This is a genomic window from Xanthobacter flavus, assembly GCF_017875275.1.
In the GTDB taxonomy this organism is placed as follows: domain Bacteria; phylum Pseudomonadota; class Alphaproteobacteria; order Rhizobiales; family Xanthobacteraceae; genus Xanthobacter; species Xanthobacter flavus_A.
The window spans coordinates 585,980-601,188 of sequence record NZ_JAGGML010000001.1; the positions used below are offsets into that span (position 1 = coordinate 585,980).

Here is a 15,209-nt window from a genome sequence, read left to right on the forward strand (position 1 = left end):
GCCCGCCATGGCCGAAGCCGCAACGGGTGATGCCGTGCACCAGCCTTCCCTTGGCGACGGACTTCCCGGAAGCCTCGGCGCCCATCCGCGCGTGGCCAGCCGGGGCGAGGTCGCGGCCCTCGCCGCCGTCTGCCTCGCCGCCATGGGCGCGAGCCTCGCGGTGGCGGGGCTTCCCACCGGCCTGCCGCTTGCCGCTCTGGTGCCGGTGCTGGCGGCCATCGCCGTCATCGACGCGCGGCACTTCCTCATTCCCGATACCCTGAACGCCGCCGGCATCGCCCTTGGGCTTGTCCATGTGGTGCTCGCCGCCGACGACGTTGCGGAAGGGCTGATCGTTTCCGGCGTGCGCGGCATTCTCCTGGGCCTGCTCTTCCTCGGCCTGCGGACGGGCTATCGCGTGCTGCGCGGACGCGACGGGCTGGGGCTCGGCGACGTAAAGCTCGCGGTGCTGGCCGGCGTCTGGCTGGAGGTGACGGCCATTCCCCTCGCCATCGAGATCGCGGCCCTGTCCGCCCTCCTCGCCTACGCCCTGCGCCGCCGCGCGGCGGGCCGGGCGCTGCGCCTCGACGGACGGCTGCCGTTCGGCCTTTTTCTCGCGCCGGCGGTGTGGATCGCCTTCATGATCGACGCCCTCCTCCTCAAGGCGAGCTGACCATGCGCCCGGACGAGAATTTTCCCACACAGGCCTTACGCCGCTGTGCCGCGATGCTGGCTCTGATTCTGGCGCTGGCGCTCGCCGCCGGGCCGGTGATGGCCGGCAGCCGGGACGGTCCCCAGTCCCGCGCCTACGCCGCCTATGCCAAGGGTGACTACGTGACCGCCGCCGCGCTGCTCATTCCCCTCGCATGGGAAGGGGATGCGAAGGCGCAGGGGATGGTCGGCTACCTCTACGAGACCGGAAAGGGCGTGCCGCAGGATTTCGTTGTTTCGGCCCAATGGTACGGCTGCGCCGCCGAGCAGGGCGACCCCACCGCGCAATACCTTCTCGGCCTCGCCTACGACAAGGGCCGGGGCGTGCCCATCGACGTGGTGCTCTCGCAGAAATGGCTGATCCTCGCCGCCGCCCGCGCCGGCAAGCAGGAGCGCGACACCTTCACCCGCATCCGCGATGCGGTGGCCTCCAAGATGAGCCGGGCGCAGATCGCCGCCGCGCAGGAGCAGGCCATCCTGTGGATGCCGGCCCCGCCCTATGTGCCCCAGCCCCTCTGGCTGAACCGGCCGCGCTCGTTCACGCCCTTCTAACCGGGGCGGGTGTTTGATGCCGTCCGTGATCCCGGATTGCGGAGGCGGCATGGCCCTGTTCGACCAGATGATCGGCGGGCTCGTTTCGAGCGTCGTCGGCCAGATCAAGAAGAGCGGCGCCGTGGGCGGCCTGCTCGATAGCCTCCTGAACAGCCCAGCCGTCGCCGCTTTGCCCGGCTGGATCGACCGGACCATGGCCGGCACCAGCTTCGGCGGCATCGAGGGATTCGCCGAGGCCCTGCGCGCGGGCGGCCTTTCGGAGGCGCTGGACAGCTGGATCGCCGACGGTCCGAACCTGCCGGTGGACGCGGACGCCATCGTCGCGGCGCTGGGCGAGGCACGCATCGCGGAACTCGCCGCCGCCTTCAACTTGCCGGCCGCGCCTTTGCCGGGCCTGATGGCCCGCTTCCTGCCGGTGATCGTGGACCGGCTGAGCCCGGACGGCACGTTCGAGCTGCCCGAGCGGTCCGCCGCCTGACGTCAGCGTGTGCGGCGGGAGGCTCGCGCGCGCCGCGCGGGACCGCTATATAGAGGCAGGTCCGGTCGCGGCGCGGGGGCGCCATCGGGCCATCCTTGAGAAAGACCAGAGCCCGCACCGTGACCGAGCGCAAGCGTCCTTCCCTTCTCGAGCGCCTGCGCGGGCTGATGCTCGATTTCGACGCGCTGCTGGACAGCTCCCTGTTCAGCCTCGGCGCCCGCACGCGCAACATCCTGTCCGCCTATTCCGCCTTCACCGAGCGGTTCAACGTCACCGGCGTCGGGCGCTGGGCCATCGGCGCGGCCTCGGAAGGCTTCACGCTGGGCGTGGCCGGGGCCATGGTGATGCTGGCGCTGGCCATGCCGGCCTTCCGCGAGACCTCCGACGACTGGCTGAAGCGCACCGAGCTCGCCGTCACCTTCCTCGACCGCTACGGCAATTCCATCGGCGAGCGCGGCGTCAAGCAGAACGACACCATCCCGCTGGAAGACATCCCCGACAACCTCATCAAGGCGACCCTCGCCACCGAGGACCGGCGCTTCTACGAGCACTGGGGCATCGATGTCGCCGGCACGGCGCGCGCCCTCGTCACCAATGCGCGGGCGGGCGGCGTGCGGCAGGGCGGCTCCTCGCTTACCCAGCAGCTCGCCAAGAACCTGTTCCTGTCCAACGAGCGCACCATCGAGCGCAAGATCAAGGAAGCCTTCCTCGCCATCTGGCTGGAGTCGCGCCTCTCCAAGAGCCAGATCCTGAAGCTGTACCTCGACCGCGCGTATCTCGGCGGCGGCGCCTACGGCGTGGATGCGGCGGCACGCTATTATTTCGGCAAGTCGGTGAAGGAGGTCAGCCTTTCCGAGGCCGCCATGCTGGCCGGCCTGTTCAAGGCGCCGTCCAAATACGCCCCGCACATCAACCTGCCGGCCGCCCGCGCCCGCGCCTCCACCGTGCTCGACAATCTGGTCGAGGCCGGCTTCATGACGGAAGGTCAGGTGTTCGGCGCCCGGCGTAATCCCGCGACGCCGGTGGACCGCCGCGACGACGAGGTGCCGGACTTCTATCTCGACTACGCCTTCGGCGAGGTGAAGAAGCTGGTGGACCAGCTTCCCCAATCCGTGGTCGAGCGCAACTTCATCGTCCGCACCGGCCTCGACCCCAACATCCAGAAGGTCGCGGACGCGGCGCTGGAGACCTCGCTCAACGAGTTCGGCCGCGACTACAAGGTGAAGCAGGGCGGCGTCGTGGTGATGGAGCCAAACGGCACCCTGCGCGCCATGGTGGGCGGGCGCGACTATGGCGAGAGCCAGTTCAACCGCGCCACCGACGCCCTGCGCCAGCCCGGCTCCTCCTTCAAGCCCTTCGTCTACACCGTGGCGCTGATGGGCGGCATGAAGCCCTCCACCATCGTGCAGGACGCCCCCATCTGCCTCGGCAACTGGTGCCCGCAGAACTACGGGCGCTCCTACATGGGCTCCATCACGCTGAAGACCGCGCTCCAGCATTCGCTGAACACGGTGGCGGTGCGCCTCGCGGAACGTTTCACCCGTAAGAAGATCGTGGATCTCGCCCACCAGATGGGCATCAAGACCCCGCTGCCCATCAGCGCGCCGCTGCCGCTGGGCGCCGCCGAGGTGACGCTGTTCGACATGACCACCGCCTATTCGGTGTTCGCCAACGGCGGCAAGAGCGTCTACCCCCACGCGGTCATCGAGATGCGCATCGGCAACGGCGACGTGGTGTGGCGCTTCGACCGCGACGCGCCCAAGCCCATCCAGATCATCCCGCAGCAGCAGCTCTATGACATCAACGACATGCTGAACAACGTGGTGGAGAACGGCACCGGCCGCCGCGCCCGCCTCGTCAATGCCAAGGTCGCGGGCAAGACCGGCACCACCAATGCCTATCGCGACGCCTGGTTCATGGGCTTCACCGGCAATTACGTCTGCGGCGTGTGGTTCGGCAATGACGACTACGCCATGATGAACAAGATGACCGGCGGCTCGCTGCCCGCCATGACCTGGCAGAAGGTGATGGCCTATGCCCACCAGGGCATCGAGATCAAGCCGATCCCCGGCGTCACCACGCCCATTCCGAAGCTGGACGAGCCGCCCGCCGCCATGAACGTGCCCGGCCTCGCCGACAGCGAGCGACCCGTCACCCTCTCGCCCCGCTCGGCGGAGCGGCTGGCGGCGCTGGAGCGCATGTTCAAGGAGGCGGAGGTGAAGATGACCGACGCCGGTGCCGCAGCAGCCCCCGTTCCGGCCGCAGCGCAGGCAACGCCCGCGCCGAACGCCGCGCCCGCCCCCGCCGGCGCCCCTGCGGCGCCCGCGACCCCGATGCCGACCGCCGTGCGCCGGAACTGAGATCAACCCTCGTCCGGCGCCTTCGGCGTCCGCCAGATGCCATAGGCCCAGGGCCTGTACCAGCGCCCGCCCGTGGGCAGGCATTGGGGCACCGGGTCATAACCGTGCCCGCCCCAGGGATTGCAGCGGCAGATGCGGGCGGTGGCCATCACCGCGCCGGGAAGCGCGCCGTGCCGCATCACCGCCTCCTCCGCATATTCCGAGCAGGTGGGCAGATAGCGGCACTGCCGGCCCATGAAGGCGGAGAAGGTGTAGCGATAGACGAGGATGAGCCCACGCAGGGCGAGGCGCGGGGCTTGGGCGACCTGCGCGGCAATCCCCCGCACCGGCCCTGCCGTCTCCTTTGTCCCGCTGTCATCCGCCGCCATATGCGCCTCGGTCTTTGCCTCGATGCCCCGCCGCCCCACAATCGCCACGCTTCGGGGACGCAATGCGTCTATCCAGCCTTCATGTCGAAGTCGGGGCCGTGCTGGTCCCGATGACCCGCGCGGCCCCTGCTCTTGGGGGCTATGCTGACGCGCGAGGTGATCGACGATGCCTGATGTCTTCCCGCCCGGTTCTTCCGTCCCGCCTTTGTCCGTGGTGATGCGCGCCCTCGCCTTCGCGACGCTGCGCCACACCGACCAGCGGCGGAAGGGGCGGCGGGCGCAGCCTTATGTGAACCACCTCGTGGAAGTCGCCTTGCTGGTGAGCGAGACGACCGGCGGCGCCGATCCCAACCTCATCGCCGCCGCGCTGCTGCACGATGTGGTGGAGGACCAGGGCGTCACGCCGGAGGAGATCGCCACCACCTTCGGCCCGGACATCGCCACCCTCGTGATGGAGGTGACGGACGACAAGGGGCTGACATCGCCCGAGCGCAAGCGCCTGCAGGTGGAGCACGCGCCCCACCTGTCCCCGCGCGGCAAGCTGCTGAAGCTCGCCGACAAGACTTGCAACCTGCGCTCCCTCGCCGAGGACCCGCCGGAGGACTGGCCGCAGGCGCGCGCCCGGGCCTATGTGGAATGGTCGCGGGCGGTGGCGGCGGGGCTGCGCGGCATCAACCCGGCGCTGGAAGCGGCGTTCGATCAGGCGGCCGAGGAAGCCATCGCCGCCATCGAGACGCGGCGGGCCGAGGAATGGGCGGCGGGCTAAAGCATTCTCAAGCGAAGGGGGCACCGGTTCGCGTGAAGAAAATGCGTCTCCGCGCTGACGCCGGAGGCCTATTCCGCGGCGGCGCGGGCGGCCTCGATCTGGCCGATGGCGTCCACCACTGCGTCGAAGGTGAGCATGGTGGAGGCGTGGCGCGCCTTGTAGTCGCGCACCGGCTCCAGAACCTTGAAATCCTCCCAGCGGCCGGCGGGCGGCGGGCCGTTCTCCCGCAGCATCTTCCACATGGTGTCGCGCGCCTCGCGCAAGTCCTGCGCGCTGGCGCCGATGATGTGGCTGGCCATGAGGGAGGAGGAGGCCTGCCCCAGGGCGCAGGCGCGCACCTCGTGAGCGAAATCGGTCACGGTATCCCCGTCCATCACCAGATCGATGGTGACGGTGGAGCCGCACAGCCGGGAATGCGCCCGCGCGCTCGCCTGCGGCGCAGGGAGACGACCGAGACGCGGAATGTCGGCGGCGAGGGCGAGGATGCGGGCGTTGTAGACATCATTGATCATGGGCGAACCGATCAGGCGGCGTGGCACGGGCCGGAAGACCTTGCCGGACCCTGCCGCGCGGGCTTTGCCTTCTTATATAGAGACGGGAGGAACGGACGCAAAGGTAGGCGGTCCCGGCCAATCGGATGGTGCCATCAAACCTTTGCGTGGCAACTTGAGCCGCCTCACCCTTGCGAAAATGGCCCTTCGGCCCCATCATGGAACTTGGGCCCAGCTTTGGGCCTTCATTTTTGACACGGACGGCAAAGCCGCCGCCGGCAGGTCCGGCGGGGCGCGGTTTGAGCGACACCGCGCAAGCGAGCCGACAACCGGTGACACTCCCGCCTTTTCCCGGCCCCCTGGGATGGCGGGTCGAACGGAGTTGGTCATGGACGCGGTAGTCAAGTTGTTCAAGGCGCAGGCCGAGAACGAGGAGCGGGAGCGTCAGCTAAAAGCCAAGGCCGCGGCGGCTCTGCGCGCGCCCGCGCCCGATGGTGCCCCTGCCCTCCCCAAGGTGCATCCCCCCCTCTCGGACGGCAGCCCCCGTCCCTCCCGCGCGGAAGCGGAAGCGGCGGTGAAGACGCTGCTCGCCTACATCGGCGAGGACCCGGCGCGCGAAGGCCTGCTCGACACGCCGAAGCGCGTGGTGAAGGCCTATGACGAGCTGTTCTCCGGCTACGGCGAGGATGCCGACGAACTGCTCGACCGCACCTTCGGCGAGATCGGCACCTTCGACGACTTCGTGCTGGTGCGCGACATCCCGTTCCACTCCCATTGCGAGCACCACATGGTGCCGTTCGTGGGCAAGGCGCATGTCGCCTATTTCCCGGTGGAGCGGGTGGTGGGCCTCTCCAAGATCGCGCGGGTGGTGGACATCTTCGCCCGCCGGCTGCAGACGCAGGAGCACCTGACCTCGCAGATCACCAATGCCCTCGACGAGAGCCTGCGCCCGCGCGGCGTGGCGGTGATGATCGAGGCCGAGCATATGTGCATGTCCATGCGCGGCATCACCAAGCAGGGGGTGTCCACCCTCACCACCCAGTTCACCGGCGTCTTCCGGGATGATCCGGCCGAGCAGGTGCGCTTCATCACTTTGGTGCGCTCCAAGGGCTGACGCAGGGACCGCCGTCGAAGGGCGTTCCTGCCGAGGCGGGAGCGCCCGACACGCGAGCGAAAGAGTCCAGCGAATGAGCGCCGACACCGCCTTCACCTTCCCCGCCGCCGGCAAGGGCGCCGCGCTGGAGGAGGACACCCTCCTCTCCCCGCGCTTCGACGCCAACGGCCTCGTCACCTGCGTCGCCGTGGATGCGGAGACGGGCGAGGTGCTGATGCTCGCCCACATGAATGCGGAAGCCCTCGCCCTGACCATGGCGACCGGCGAGGCGCATTATTTCTCCCGCTCGCGCGGCAAGCTCTGGAAGAAGGGCGAGACCTCCGGCCACACCCAGAAGGTGCGGCAGATGCTGATCGATTGCGATCAGGATGCGGTGGTCATCAAGGTGGAAATGGGCGGCACGGGTGCCGCCTGCCACACCGGCCGCCGTTCCTGCTTCTATCGCTCGGTTCCCATCGGCGCCGCGCCCTCCGAGGCGACCCGCCTCGCCTTCACCGGCGACACCCCGCGCTTCGATCCCGCCGCCGTCTACGGCAAGGGGCACACGGACGGTCACGGCCACGACCACTGACACCGGCGGCCCGTATGGCGTGACGCACCGGCGGCCGCTGTCCCATGTCGTGGGGAGGCCGGTACAGTGCCGACCCGTCGCTTGCGGGGGCGAGACGAACGGGACGAGGGCACTGCACCGGCAGCGGAGATTGCAGGCGATCGCCCTGACGGAATCGCCTGAAACCCTAGTCCGCATCTCGTTATCGGACATTGCCCGGCAAGTTTCTCGGCATTGCGCGCACCCGCCCTATGCAGGGGACGAATCATCCGGCTTCCCTTCCGGAAAAAAGCCCGACACGGCCAACCGACATCGCTTCGGTCGTTGACGTGGCAAAGCTTCCCTTGCGATCCTTGGCGCGCGGCATCTCTCCCGGCTTCAGGCGGGCTCCGCCGCATTACGACGACGTGCGGAACCGGCGGCTCCAGCCGCCGCCGGGCCGCAAGCCAAGCGCCGATCAGATGCCCCAGGTTCCGACGCCAACAGCCGACACGTCCGTGCCGCAGGCCGCCGGCCTCGCCGGCGCGCTCGCGCCCGTAAGGTTCAGCACTTCCGACGTTCCGGAAGCCGATCGCATGGCGTTCGCCCTGGAGTTCTATGGCCCCGTCCTGGTCGGTCTCGAACTCGCCCCCGATCCCGACGACCCCTTCTCCATCTCGGCCTGCTTCCTCCAGCTCCCCGGCGCGATGGTCGCGCAGGGACACGCCAGCGCCCTGGTCTCGACGCGGACGACCGCCCTGCTGGCCGATGGCGTGGATGACCTCATCATCTGCCGGCCCGCTCGCGCCTATCGGGTGACCACCCCGGAGGGCCACTCGCTCGAAATCGGAGCCGGGCAAACCGGCGTGTGGAGCCTCGGCCAGCGGTCGTCGGCGCTGCTCCAGCCCGACACGGCGTTTCGCAGCGTGCAGATCTCCCGGTCGCTGCTGCGCGCCATGGTGCCGAACGTGGACGACATCGACATGGTTCACATCGCGCCCGGCGACCCGATGCTCGACCTTATGTTCGCCTATGCGGACCTCGTCGCCGAACACCCCATCGGCTCGGAGGAAGGCGGCAGGATCGTGGCCGCCCACATTGCCGACCTCGCCGCTTTGGCACTCAAGGGCGCCGCCGGCCTGCGCGAGGGGCTGGGCCGCAGCAGCGTGCGGGCGGCGCGCCTCGTCGCGGCGAAGACGGCCATTCAGGCGGCCCTTCACCGGCCCGAGCTGTCGGCGGCCACCATCGGCGCCCAGCTCGGCATCAGCGCGCGCTATGTGCAGCTTCTGTTCGAGGAAAACGGCGAGACTTTTTCCGCTTATGTCACCCGGCTCAGGATGGAATGGCTGCGCCGGATGCTCGGCGATCCGCGCCAGACCCACCGGCGCATCTCCGACCTCGCCTTCGAGGCCGGCTTCCGCGATCTCTCCACCTTCAACCGCCAGTTCCGCCGCCATTTCGGCGAGGCGCCCTCGGCGACGCGGCGCCAGCGGGCGCCCTGGAGCGCGATCCGAGCGGAATGAACCCATGCGCTCGGCGCGTGCGCCAGGGCGCCACGCTTCGGTCACCAGACTTTAGTAAACGAGTCGGCACTGTAGCGGTGCGCCGGGATCGGGTCAGTGCAGGTGGGAGTGAGACGTCCCACGGCACCAGCCTCGCGGCGCGACGGGAGGCGTCGATGTTTCAGTCCCTCCACTGGCGATCCGGCCCCACCGCCGCAGCGGCCGCCCCCAAAGCTGCGACGTCTTCCTCGACCAGCCCCGCGCCGACGCCGGCCGATGCCGGCACGCCCGATCTCGGCACGCCCGCCCACCCGGCACCGCGCACGTCCGCGCCCAACGGCCCGGCCATCGGCCTTGCGCTGGGCGGCGGCGCGGCGCGCGGCTTTGCCCATATCGGCGTGCTGAAGGCGCTGGACCGCGCCGGCATCCGCCCCTCGGTGGTGGCGGGCACGTCCATCGGCGCGGTGGTGGGCGGCATCTGGGCCGCCGGCAAGCTCGACACCCTGGAGGACTGGGCGCTCAGCCTCACCAAGCGCAACGTGCTCGGCCTGCTGGATTTCAATCTCGGCGCCGCCGGCCTCATCGGCGGTCGACGCCTCGTGGAGCTGATGCGCCGCAACGTGGGCGGCATCGCCATCGAGGACCTGCCCATCGTCTTCGCCGCCATCGCGACGGAGCTGGGCACCGGCCACGAGATATGGCTGACGCGCGGCGATTTCGTGGACGCCATCCGGGCCTCCTATGCCCTGCCCGGCATCTTCACCCCCGTGAAGGTGGGCGGCCGCTGGCTGATGGACGGCGCGCTGGTGAACCCGGTGCCGGTCTCCGCCGCCCGCGCCATGGGCGCGCGCATGGTGATCGCGGTGAACCTCAATGCCGACGTGTTCGGCCGCGGCACGGTCATCCAGGACCATGGCGGGGTGGTGGAGCGCGTCGCCGAGATGGCGGTGGCCGAGAAGAAGGAGGGGCTCGCCGGCATGCTCAGCCCCGAACGGCTGCGGCGGCAGTTCTTTGCCGGCCCCTCGGGCGACGGGCCGCGCGGGCTCACCACGGTGATGATCGACGCCTTCAACATCACCCAGGACCGCATCGCCCGCTCCCGCCTCGCGGGCGACCCGCCGGACGTGATGCTCTCCCCCAAGCTCGGCCGAATCGGCCTGTTCGAGTTCCAGCGGGCCAAGGAGGCCATCGCCGCCGGCACGGAGGCCGCCGAGCGGGCGCTGGAGGACATTTCCTCCACGATGGTCGCGCTGGGGTAGGCCCGCGCCAAGCGCGGGCACGGGTGGCGCTGGGCTGAGGCCCGCCCCATGCGTGAGTATAGGTGCCGCGCGGCGGGCGGAGCGGCTATGGTCCGGCATCTTCCGGATCAGGATCTGCCCCGCCATGTTCTATGAGCCGTCCAAGCGCAACCACGGCCTGCCCTTCTCGCCGCTCAAAGCCATCGTCGCGCCCCGCCCCATCGGCTGGATCTCCTCGCTGACGCCGGAAGGCGTCGCGAATCTCGCGCCCTATTCCTTCTTCAACCTGATCTGCGAGGCGCCGCCGCTGGTGATGTTCTCGTCCGCCGGCCACAAGGACAGCGCGGCCAACATCGAGGCCACGGGCGAGTTCGTCTGCAACCTCGCCACCCTCGACCTGGTGGACGCGGTGAACCTCACGTCCGCCCCCGCTCCCCGCGATGTCAGCGAGTTCGACCTCGTCGGCCTCGAGCGCGCCCCCTCGCGCCTGGTGAAGCCGCCCCGCGTGGCGGCGAGCCCCTGCGCGCTCGAATGCGTCTATGTGGAAACCTTCCGCCCCAAGGGGAAGGACGGCACGCAGCCCGACCAGCACATGATCATCGGCGAGATCGTCGGGGTCTATGTGGACGACGCCGCCATCGTTGACGGGCGGGTGGACATGCGGGTCATGAAGTCCCTCGCCCGCTGCGGCTATCTTGACTACGCCTGGGTGGAGGAGCTGACCGAGCGCGAGCGTCCGCCGGGCGGCGGGATGGACCTGAAGGCGCGCACCAAGGCCTGACCCGTCATCCCCCGGCCTGGCCGGGGGATGAGCGGTGGGCGGAAGGGCTCAATAGTCGATCACGCCATCCAGCGCGTAGTGCTTCACGCTCTTGCGGTTGGCGATCAGCTCGTCGATGGAGGGCTCGCCCTTCAGCGCGCGGGAGATGGCGAGCTTCGTCGCCTCGTAATTGGTGCGGTAGAGGTCGGCCTTGTCGAGGTTGGGGTCCTCGGTGCAGCGCGGGTCCAGCCACACCATGATGATCATGGCCAGCTCGTCCACCTGATCCTTCGGGATGATGCCCTCGCTGACGCAATCGACGATGGCGTCGCCCATGGCCGCCTGCACCACGCCGCCCAGCAGTTCCACATATTCGGCGGTGTGGATGGTGGCCTTGGTGGTCATCATGGTCGCCGGGCGCACCATCTGGTTCAGGTCGCGCACCACGAACATGCGGGTGTGGCCCTGCACCTGCCCCATCATGGAGGCGAAGGCCTGACCCACCGGGCCGCGCACCGAGCCGATGAGCACTTCGGGCATGGCGTCCGTCACCTGCCCGTCCGCCGCCAGCACCGTCGCCTCGCCCGCCTTGAACCAGATGTCGCTCATCGTTTCCTCCTCGTTGGAGGGCGCAGGTAAGCACCCGCCGCCCCGCACGTCCAAGGCGACCGTGCGTCGCTGGTGCCAAAGGGCACGCGGGCCGCGCCTCGCCTTGAACGCGGGCGCGGGCCGTGGCACCTCTGGCGCGAGGGGCGCCGTGCGGGCGATTCGCGCCCCGGTTCGAGGGAGGCAGCGATGCCCACGCTCTTCCGCATTCTGGTGGTGCTGGCCGTGCTCGGCGGCCTCGGCTACGCCGCGCTCTGGGCGCTCGCCACCAAGGTGGAGCCGCAGGAGCGGGAACTCTCCTTCACCGTCGCCCCCGAAAAGATCGGCAAATGACCGGCGCGGGCCCGGCGTCCCAGGGTCCGCTCGCGCTCTTCCTCGACATGCAGGCGGTAGAGCGCGGGGCCGGCGCCAACACGCTCGACGCCTACCGGCGCGACCTCACCGACCTCGCCGAGTTTCTGGCCCCCCGCGCCCTCGCCGCGGCGGACACCGGCGCCATCCGCGACTGGCTCGCCGATCTCTCCGCCCGTGGCTACAAGGCGACCACCGTGGCGCGGCGCCTCTCGGCCGTGCGCCAGTTCTTCCGCTTCCTCTATGCCGAAGGGCACCGGGGCGACGATCCCGCCGCCGTGCTGGAAGGCCCGAGGCGCGGGCGGCCCCTGCCCAAGGTGCTCACGGTGGAGGAGGTCTCGACCCTGATCGAGACGGCCCACGTCCGTGCGGCCGAGGCGCCAGCGGCGGAGGGCGAGGCCGCCGGCAAGGCGCGCGCGGAGCTGCTCAAGCGCCGCCGCACCGCCGCAATGGTGGAGCTGCTCTACGCCAGCGGCCTGCGCATCTCGGAACTGGTCTCCCTGCCGGCCGCCGCCGCGCGGGCGAAGGGCGATGCCATCCTCGTCACCGGCAAGGGGCGCAAGGAGCGGCTGGTGCCGCTCTCCGATCCCGCGCGGGCGGCCATGGCGGCCTATCTCGATGCCCGCAAGGCGGCGGGGCTGGAAGCCTCGCGCTGGCTGTTTCCGTCGTCCGGCGAAAGCGGCTACGTGACCCGCCAGCAGGCGGCGCGCGACCTGAAGGAACTGGCGCAGGCCGCCGGCCTCGATCCCGCCAAGCTCTCCCCCCACGTGCTGCGCCACGCCTTCGCCAGCCATCTCCTGGCCCACGGCGCGGACCTGCGCGTGGTGCAGACCCTGCTCGGCCATGCCGACGTCTCCACCACCCAGATCTACACCCACGTTCTGGACGAGCGCCTCAAGAGCATGGTGCGCGACCTGCACCCGCTGGGTGATGAGTGATCTGCAACGCAAGCATGCTCGGGCTTCGACTGGACCGAGCCATCCCTCGTCCCGCCCCCGCCACAGTCATCCCCCGGCTCGTCCGGGGGGATCCACCCATCCGCCTTGGGCCTTGTCCGAAATCTTGGTCCAGCCCAACCGTGGATCGCCCGGACGAGCCGGGCGATGACGGTGGAGCAAGGGACGAAGACCGCGCCCCCTCAGAACCGCGTCACCACCGTCGCCAGCGATGGTCGCGGGCGGTCTTCGAGCTTCTGGGTGGCGGTACCGATATAGATGAAGCCGACGAAGCGCTCGAACTCGTCGAGGCCCAGCGCCGCGCGGGCGTTGGCGTCGTAGGTCGTCCATTCGGTGAGCCAGGTGGCGCCGTAGCCGAGCGCCGCGCAGGCGACCAGGATGTTCTGGCAGCTCGCCGCCGCCGACAGGAGCTGCTCGTACTCCGGGATCTTCACGTGCGGCGCCGCCCGCGAGACCACCGCCACCACGAGGGGAGCGCGCAGGAAGCGGCGACGCTCGTCGTCGAGATGCGTGTCGGCGACGCCGGGATCGGAGAGCGCCCGCGCCTCGGCCAGCAGTTCGCCGGCCCGGGCGCGCCCCTCGCCCTCGATCACGATGAAACGCCAGGGGGCGAGCTTGCCATGGTCCGGCACTCGCGCGCCGATGGTGAGGATGGTGTCCAGTTCCTCTGCCGAGGGGCCGGGTTCCACCAGATCGAGCACGCGCGAGGAGCGGCGGGTGGAGAGGAGCGCGATGGTCTCGGGGCTCGACTTGAAAACGGCGCTGTCGGTCATGGGCAATGGCTTCCGATGAATGTCTCCGGGCAATCTACAGAGCGGTCGCCCGGTAAGGAACCGCTGGGGCGCGGCGGCAACCGGCCGCATGGGGGAATGGGGAGTGACTTGAATCCGCCCTGAATTTTGTGCACGTCAAGGGCATGATCCGCTTCGCCCGCGCCTTCTCCCGGTTTGCTCGCCTCCAGCCGTTCACAGCGGCCCGGCGGAGGCCGGCGGCCAGCTGGTGGGCGAACCGGCTCGCGCCGGCGCTCCGGGCCGTTCTGATGGCGCCCGTTCTGGTCCTCGCCGCAACGCCGGCCGGGGCGCAGTCGATGCAGTTCCTCGGTCCGCCCGCCGCGCCTCCGCCGCCCGGCCCGTTCGGCACGCCGCCCGCCGCGCGGCCCACCGGCCTGCCGCCGGGGCTGCCGCCGCCGCCCGGACAGCCCGCCCCCTCGGGCCAGCCGGGACGCGAGCCCCACGCGGTGCTGCCGCCGGCGCCTCCCGGCAAGGCGGCGCTGGGCGTCTATGCGCGTTTCGGTGCGGAAGGCGGCGCCATTCCGCGCGGCCTCGTCTGGCGCGTCTTCGCCGACCAGCCCGAGGCCTCCACCGGCGCCTTCCCGCTGGTGGCGGAAAGCTCGGAGCCGGCGCCCGTCTTCTTCCTCAATCCCGGCGGTTACATCATCCACGTCGCCTACGGCTTCGCGACGTCCGCGCAGCGGGTGCAGATGGGGCCGGTGTCGCGCCGGCAGGCGTTCGACGTGCCGGCCGGCGCCCTGCGCCTCGCCGCCGACGTGGACGACAAGCCGATCCCCGCGCAGAAGCTCACCTTCGACATCTTCGAGGGCTCGTTCCTGCAGGGGCGCACCTCCAGCCAGCCCTATTATCGCGGCGCCGCCGCGGGGGACGTGGTGCTGCTGCCGGAGGGCACCTATCACGTGGTCTCCACCTATGGCGACGCCAACGCCGTGGTGCGCGCCGACGTGATCGTCCAGCCCGGCAAGCTCACCGATGCGACCGTCCACCACCGGGCGGCGCAGATCAGCCTGAAGCTGGTGAAGGTGGCGCACGGCGAGGCGCAGGCCGACACCCAGTGGACGGTCATCACCCCCGGCGGCGACACCATCAAGGAATCGATCGGCGCCTTCCCGACCTTCGTGCTGTCCGAAGGCGACTATTCGGTCATCGCCCGCCGGGAGGGCAAGAATTTCAGCCGCGACATCAAGGTCGAGGCCGGCAAGAATCAGGAGGTGGAGGTTCTGGCGAAGTGACGCCCGTCCGCCGCCTCGTCCGGAGGGTCCCCATGGTGCGTCTTCTTCCGCGCTTGGCCGGTATCGCCACGCGCGCGGTCCTCGTTGCCGCCGGCCTCGTGGCCCTGCCTCTCGCCGCCACGCCGTCTCTTGCCGCCGACGCCTCGGCCGGGCAGGCGATTGCCCAGCGCTGGTGCGCCAGCTGCCATGTGGTCGGGACCGCGCCCCAGAGCGCCGCCAGCGACGCCCCCACCTTCGCCAGCATCGCCGCGCGCGACGGCGACATTTCCGGCCCCTGGCTCGCCTTCCGCCTCTTGAACCCGCACCCGCAGATGCCGCAGGTCTCCCTCACCCGCGCCGAGGCGGCGGACCTCGCGGCCTATCTCGCGACGCTGCGGAAGTAGGCGCCAAAAGGAACGGGGCGCCGAAGCGCCCCGCCTGTCTCA

18 protein-coding genes are annotated in these 15,209 nt (G+C 70.2%); 14 read left to right on the forward strand and 4 right to left on the reverse strand.

Annotated elements, in window-relative coordinates:
* Window positions 1-7: 7 nt before the first annotated feature.
* From J2126_RS02845 to J2126_RS02860, 4 genes are all read left to right on the forward strand, one after another.
* Window positions 8-652, forward strand: coding sequence for a prepilin peptidase (locus tag J2126_RS02845; protein ID WP_209483744.1), 645 nt, complete (start codon window positions 8-10; stop codon window positions 650-652).
* Window positions 653-705: 53 nt separating this feature from the next.
* On the forward strand, window positions 706-1,242 hold the full coding sequence (locus J2126_RS02850; protein ID WP_245327185.1) for a tetratricopeptide repeat protein: 537 nt from the start codon (window positions 706-708) through the stop codon (window positions 1,240-1,242).
* A 49-nt stretch (window positions 1,243-1,291) separates the two neighbouring features.
* Complete coding sequence (locus J2126_RS02855; RefSeq protein WP_209483748.1) at window positions 1,292-1,720, forward strand: YidB family protein; 429 nt, start codon at window positions 1,292-1,294, stop codon at window positions 1,718-1,720.
* A gap of 167 nt (window positions 1,721-1,887) precedes the next feature.
* On the forward strand, window positions 1,888-4,080 hold the full coding sequence (locus tag J2126_RS02860; protein WP_209489788.1) for a transglycosylase domain-containing protein: 2,193 nt from the start codon (window positions 1,888-1,890) through the stop codon (window positions 4,078-4,080).
* Between the two features lie 2 nt (window positions 4,081-4,082).
* Here the strand turns inward: J2126_RS02860 and yidD are convergent, their stop codons facing one another.
* Window positions 4,083-4,511 carry a membrane protein insertion efficiency factor YidD gene (yidD, locus tag J2126_RS25725; protein ID WP_348634214.1) on the reverse strand — a complete coding sequence of 143 codons (429 nt, stop codon included), beginning with the start codon at window positions 4,509-4,511 and terminating at the stop codon, window positions 4,083-4,085.
* A gap of 103 nt (window positions 4,512-4,614) precedes the next feature.
* On the opposite strand from yidD, the gene J2126_RS02870 reads away from it, so the two are divergent.
* Window positions 4,615-5,214 carry an HD domain-containing protein gene (locus J2126_RS02870; RefSeq protein ID WP_209483750.1) on the forward strand — a complete coding sequence of 200 codons (600 nt, stop codon included), beginning with the start codon at window positions 4,615-4,617 and terminating at the stop codon, window positions 5,212-5,214.
* A 68-nt stretch (window positions 5,215-5,282) separates the two neighbouring features.
* Here J2126_RS02870 and J2126_RS02875 read toward each other — a convergent pair whose 3' ends face one another.
* Window positions 5,283-5,726, reverse strand: a complete 444-nt coding sequence (locus tag J2126_RS02875; RefSeq protein WP_209483753.1) for an iron-sulfur cluster assembly scaffold protein — start codon at window positions 5,724-5,726, stop codon at window positions 5,283-5,285.
* A gap of 367 nt (window positions 5,727-6,093) precedes the next feature.
* Between J2126_RS02875 and folE the strand changes: the two genes are divergently transcribed.
* From folE to J2126_RS02900, 5 genes are all read left to right on the forward strand, one after another.
* Window positions 6,094-6,819, forward strand: a complete 726-nt coding sequence (folE, locus tag J2126_RS02880) for a GTP cyclohydrolase I FolE (protein WP_209483755.1) — start codon at window positions 6,094-6,096, stop codon at window positions 6,817-6,819.
* 73 nt (window positions 6,820-6,892) lie between these two features.
* Window positions 6,893-7,390, forward strand: coding sequence for a phosphoribosyl-AMP cyclohydrolase (gene hisI, locus J2126_RS02885; RefSeq protein ID WP_209483757.1), 498 nt, complete (start codon window positions 6,893-6,895; stop codon window positions 7,388-7,390).
* A 440-nt stretch (window positions 7,391-7,830) separates the two neighbouring features.
* Window positions 7,831-8,871, forward strand: a complete 1,041-nt coding sequence (locus tag J2126_RS02890) for a helix-turn-helix transcriptional regulator (protein WP_209483759.1) — start codon at window positions 7,831-7,833, stop codon at window positions 8,869-8,871.
* 155 nt (window positions 8,872-9,026) lie between these two features.
* On the forward strand, window positions 9,027-10,109 hold the full coding sequence (locus J2126_RS02895; RefSeq protein WP_209483761.1) for a patatin-like phospholipase family protein: 1,083 nt from the start codon (window positions 9,027-9,029) through the stop codon (window positions 10,107-10,109).
* A gap of 124 nt (window positions 10,110-10,233) precedes the next feature.
* Entirely contained in the window at window positions 10,234-10,869 is a 636-nt protein-coding gene (locus J2126_RS02900; RefSeq protein WP_209483763.1) for a flavin reductase family protein, read from the forward strand.
* 48 nt (window positions 10,870-10,917) lie between these two features.
* On the opposite strand, the gene fae is transcribed toward J2126_RS02900, so the two are convergent.
* Window positions 10,918-11,457, reverse strand: a complete 540-nt coding sequence (gene fae, locus J2126_RS02905; protein WP_209483765.1) for a formaldehyde-activating enzyme — start codon at window positions 11,455-11,457, stop codon at window positions 10,918-10,920.
* Between the two features lie 186 nt (window positions 11,458-11,643).
* Here fae and J2126_RS02910 point away from each other — a divergent pair, with 186 nt between their 5' ends.
* Together J2126_RS02910 and J2126_RS02915 are read left to right on the forward strand one after the other, a co-directional pair.
* Window positions 11,644-11,787 carry a hypothetical protein gene (locus J2126_RS02910; RefSeq protein WP_209483767.1) on the forward strand — a complete coding sequence of 48 codons (144 nt, stop codon included), beginning with the start codon at window positions 11,644-11,646 and terminating at the stop codon, window positions 11,785-11,787.
* A complete protein-coding gene (locus tag J2126_RS02915) occupies window positions 11,784-12,743 on the forward strand; it encodes a site-specific tyrosine recombinase XerD (RefSeq protein ID WP_209483769.1) in 960 nt (319 codons plus the stop codon). Before J2126_RS02910 ends, J2126_RS02915 begins: the two co-directional genes overlap by 4 nt.
* A 200-nt stretch (window positions 12,744-12,943) precedes the next feature.
* Here J2126_RS02915 and J2126_RS02920 read toward each other — a convergent pair whose 3' ends face one another.
* Window positions 12,944-13,534 (reverse strand): nitroreductase family protein, encoded by a 591-nt coding sequence (locus J2126_RS02920; protein ID WP_209483771.1) that lies wholly within the window; start codon window positions 13,532-13,534, stop codon window positions 12,944-12,946.
* A gap of 266 nt (window positions 13,535-13,800) precedes the next feature.
* Between J2126_RS02920 and J2126_RS02925 the strand changes: the two genes are divergently transcribed.
* Together J2126_RS02925 and J2126_RS02930 are read left to right on the forward strand one after the other, a co-directional pair.
* On the forward strand, window positions 13,801-14,784 hold the full coding sequence (locus J2126_RS02925) for a hypothetical protein (protein ID WP_209483773.1): 984 nt from the start codon (window positions 13,801-13,803) through the stop codon (window positions 14,782-14,784).
* Window positions 14,785-14,816: 32 nt separating this feature from the next.
* Complete coding sequence (locus tag J2126_RS02930) at window positions 14,817-15,167, forward strand: c-type cytochrome (protein ID WP_209483775.1); 351 nt, start codon at window positions 14,817-14,819, stop codon at window positions 15,165-15,167.
* Window positions 15,168-15,209: the final 42 nt, after the last annotated feature.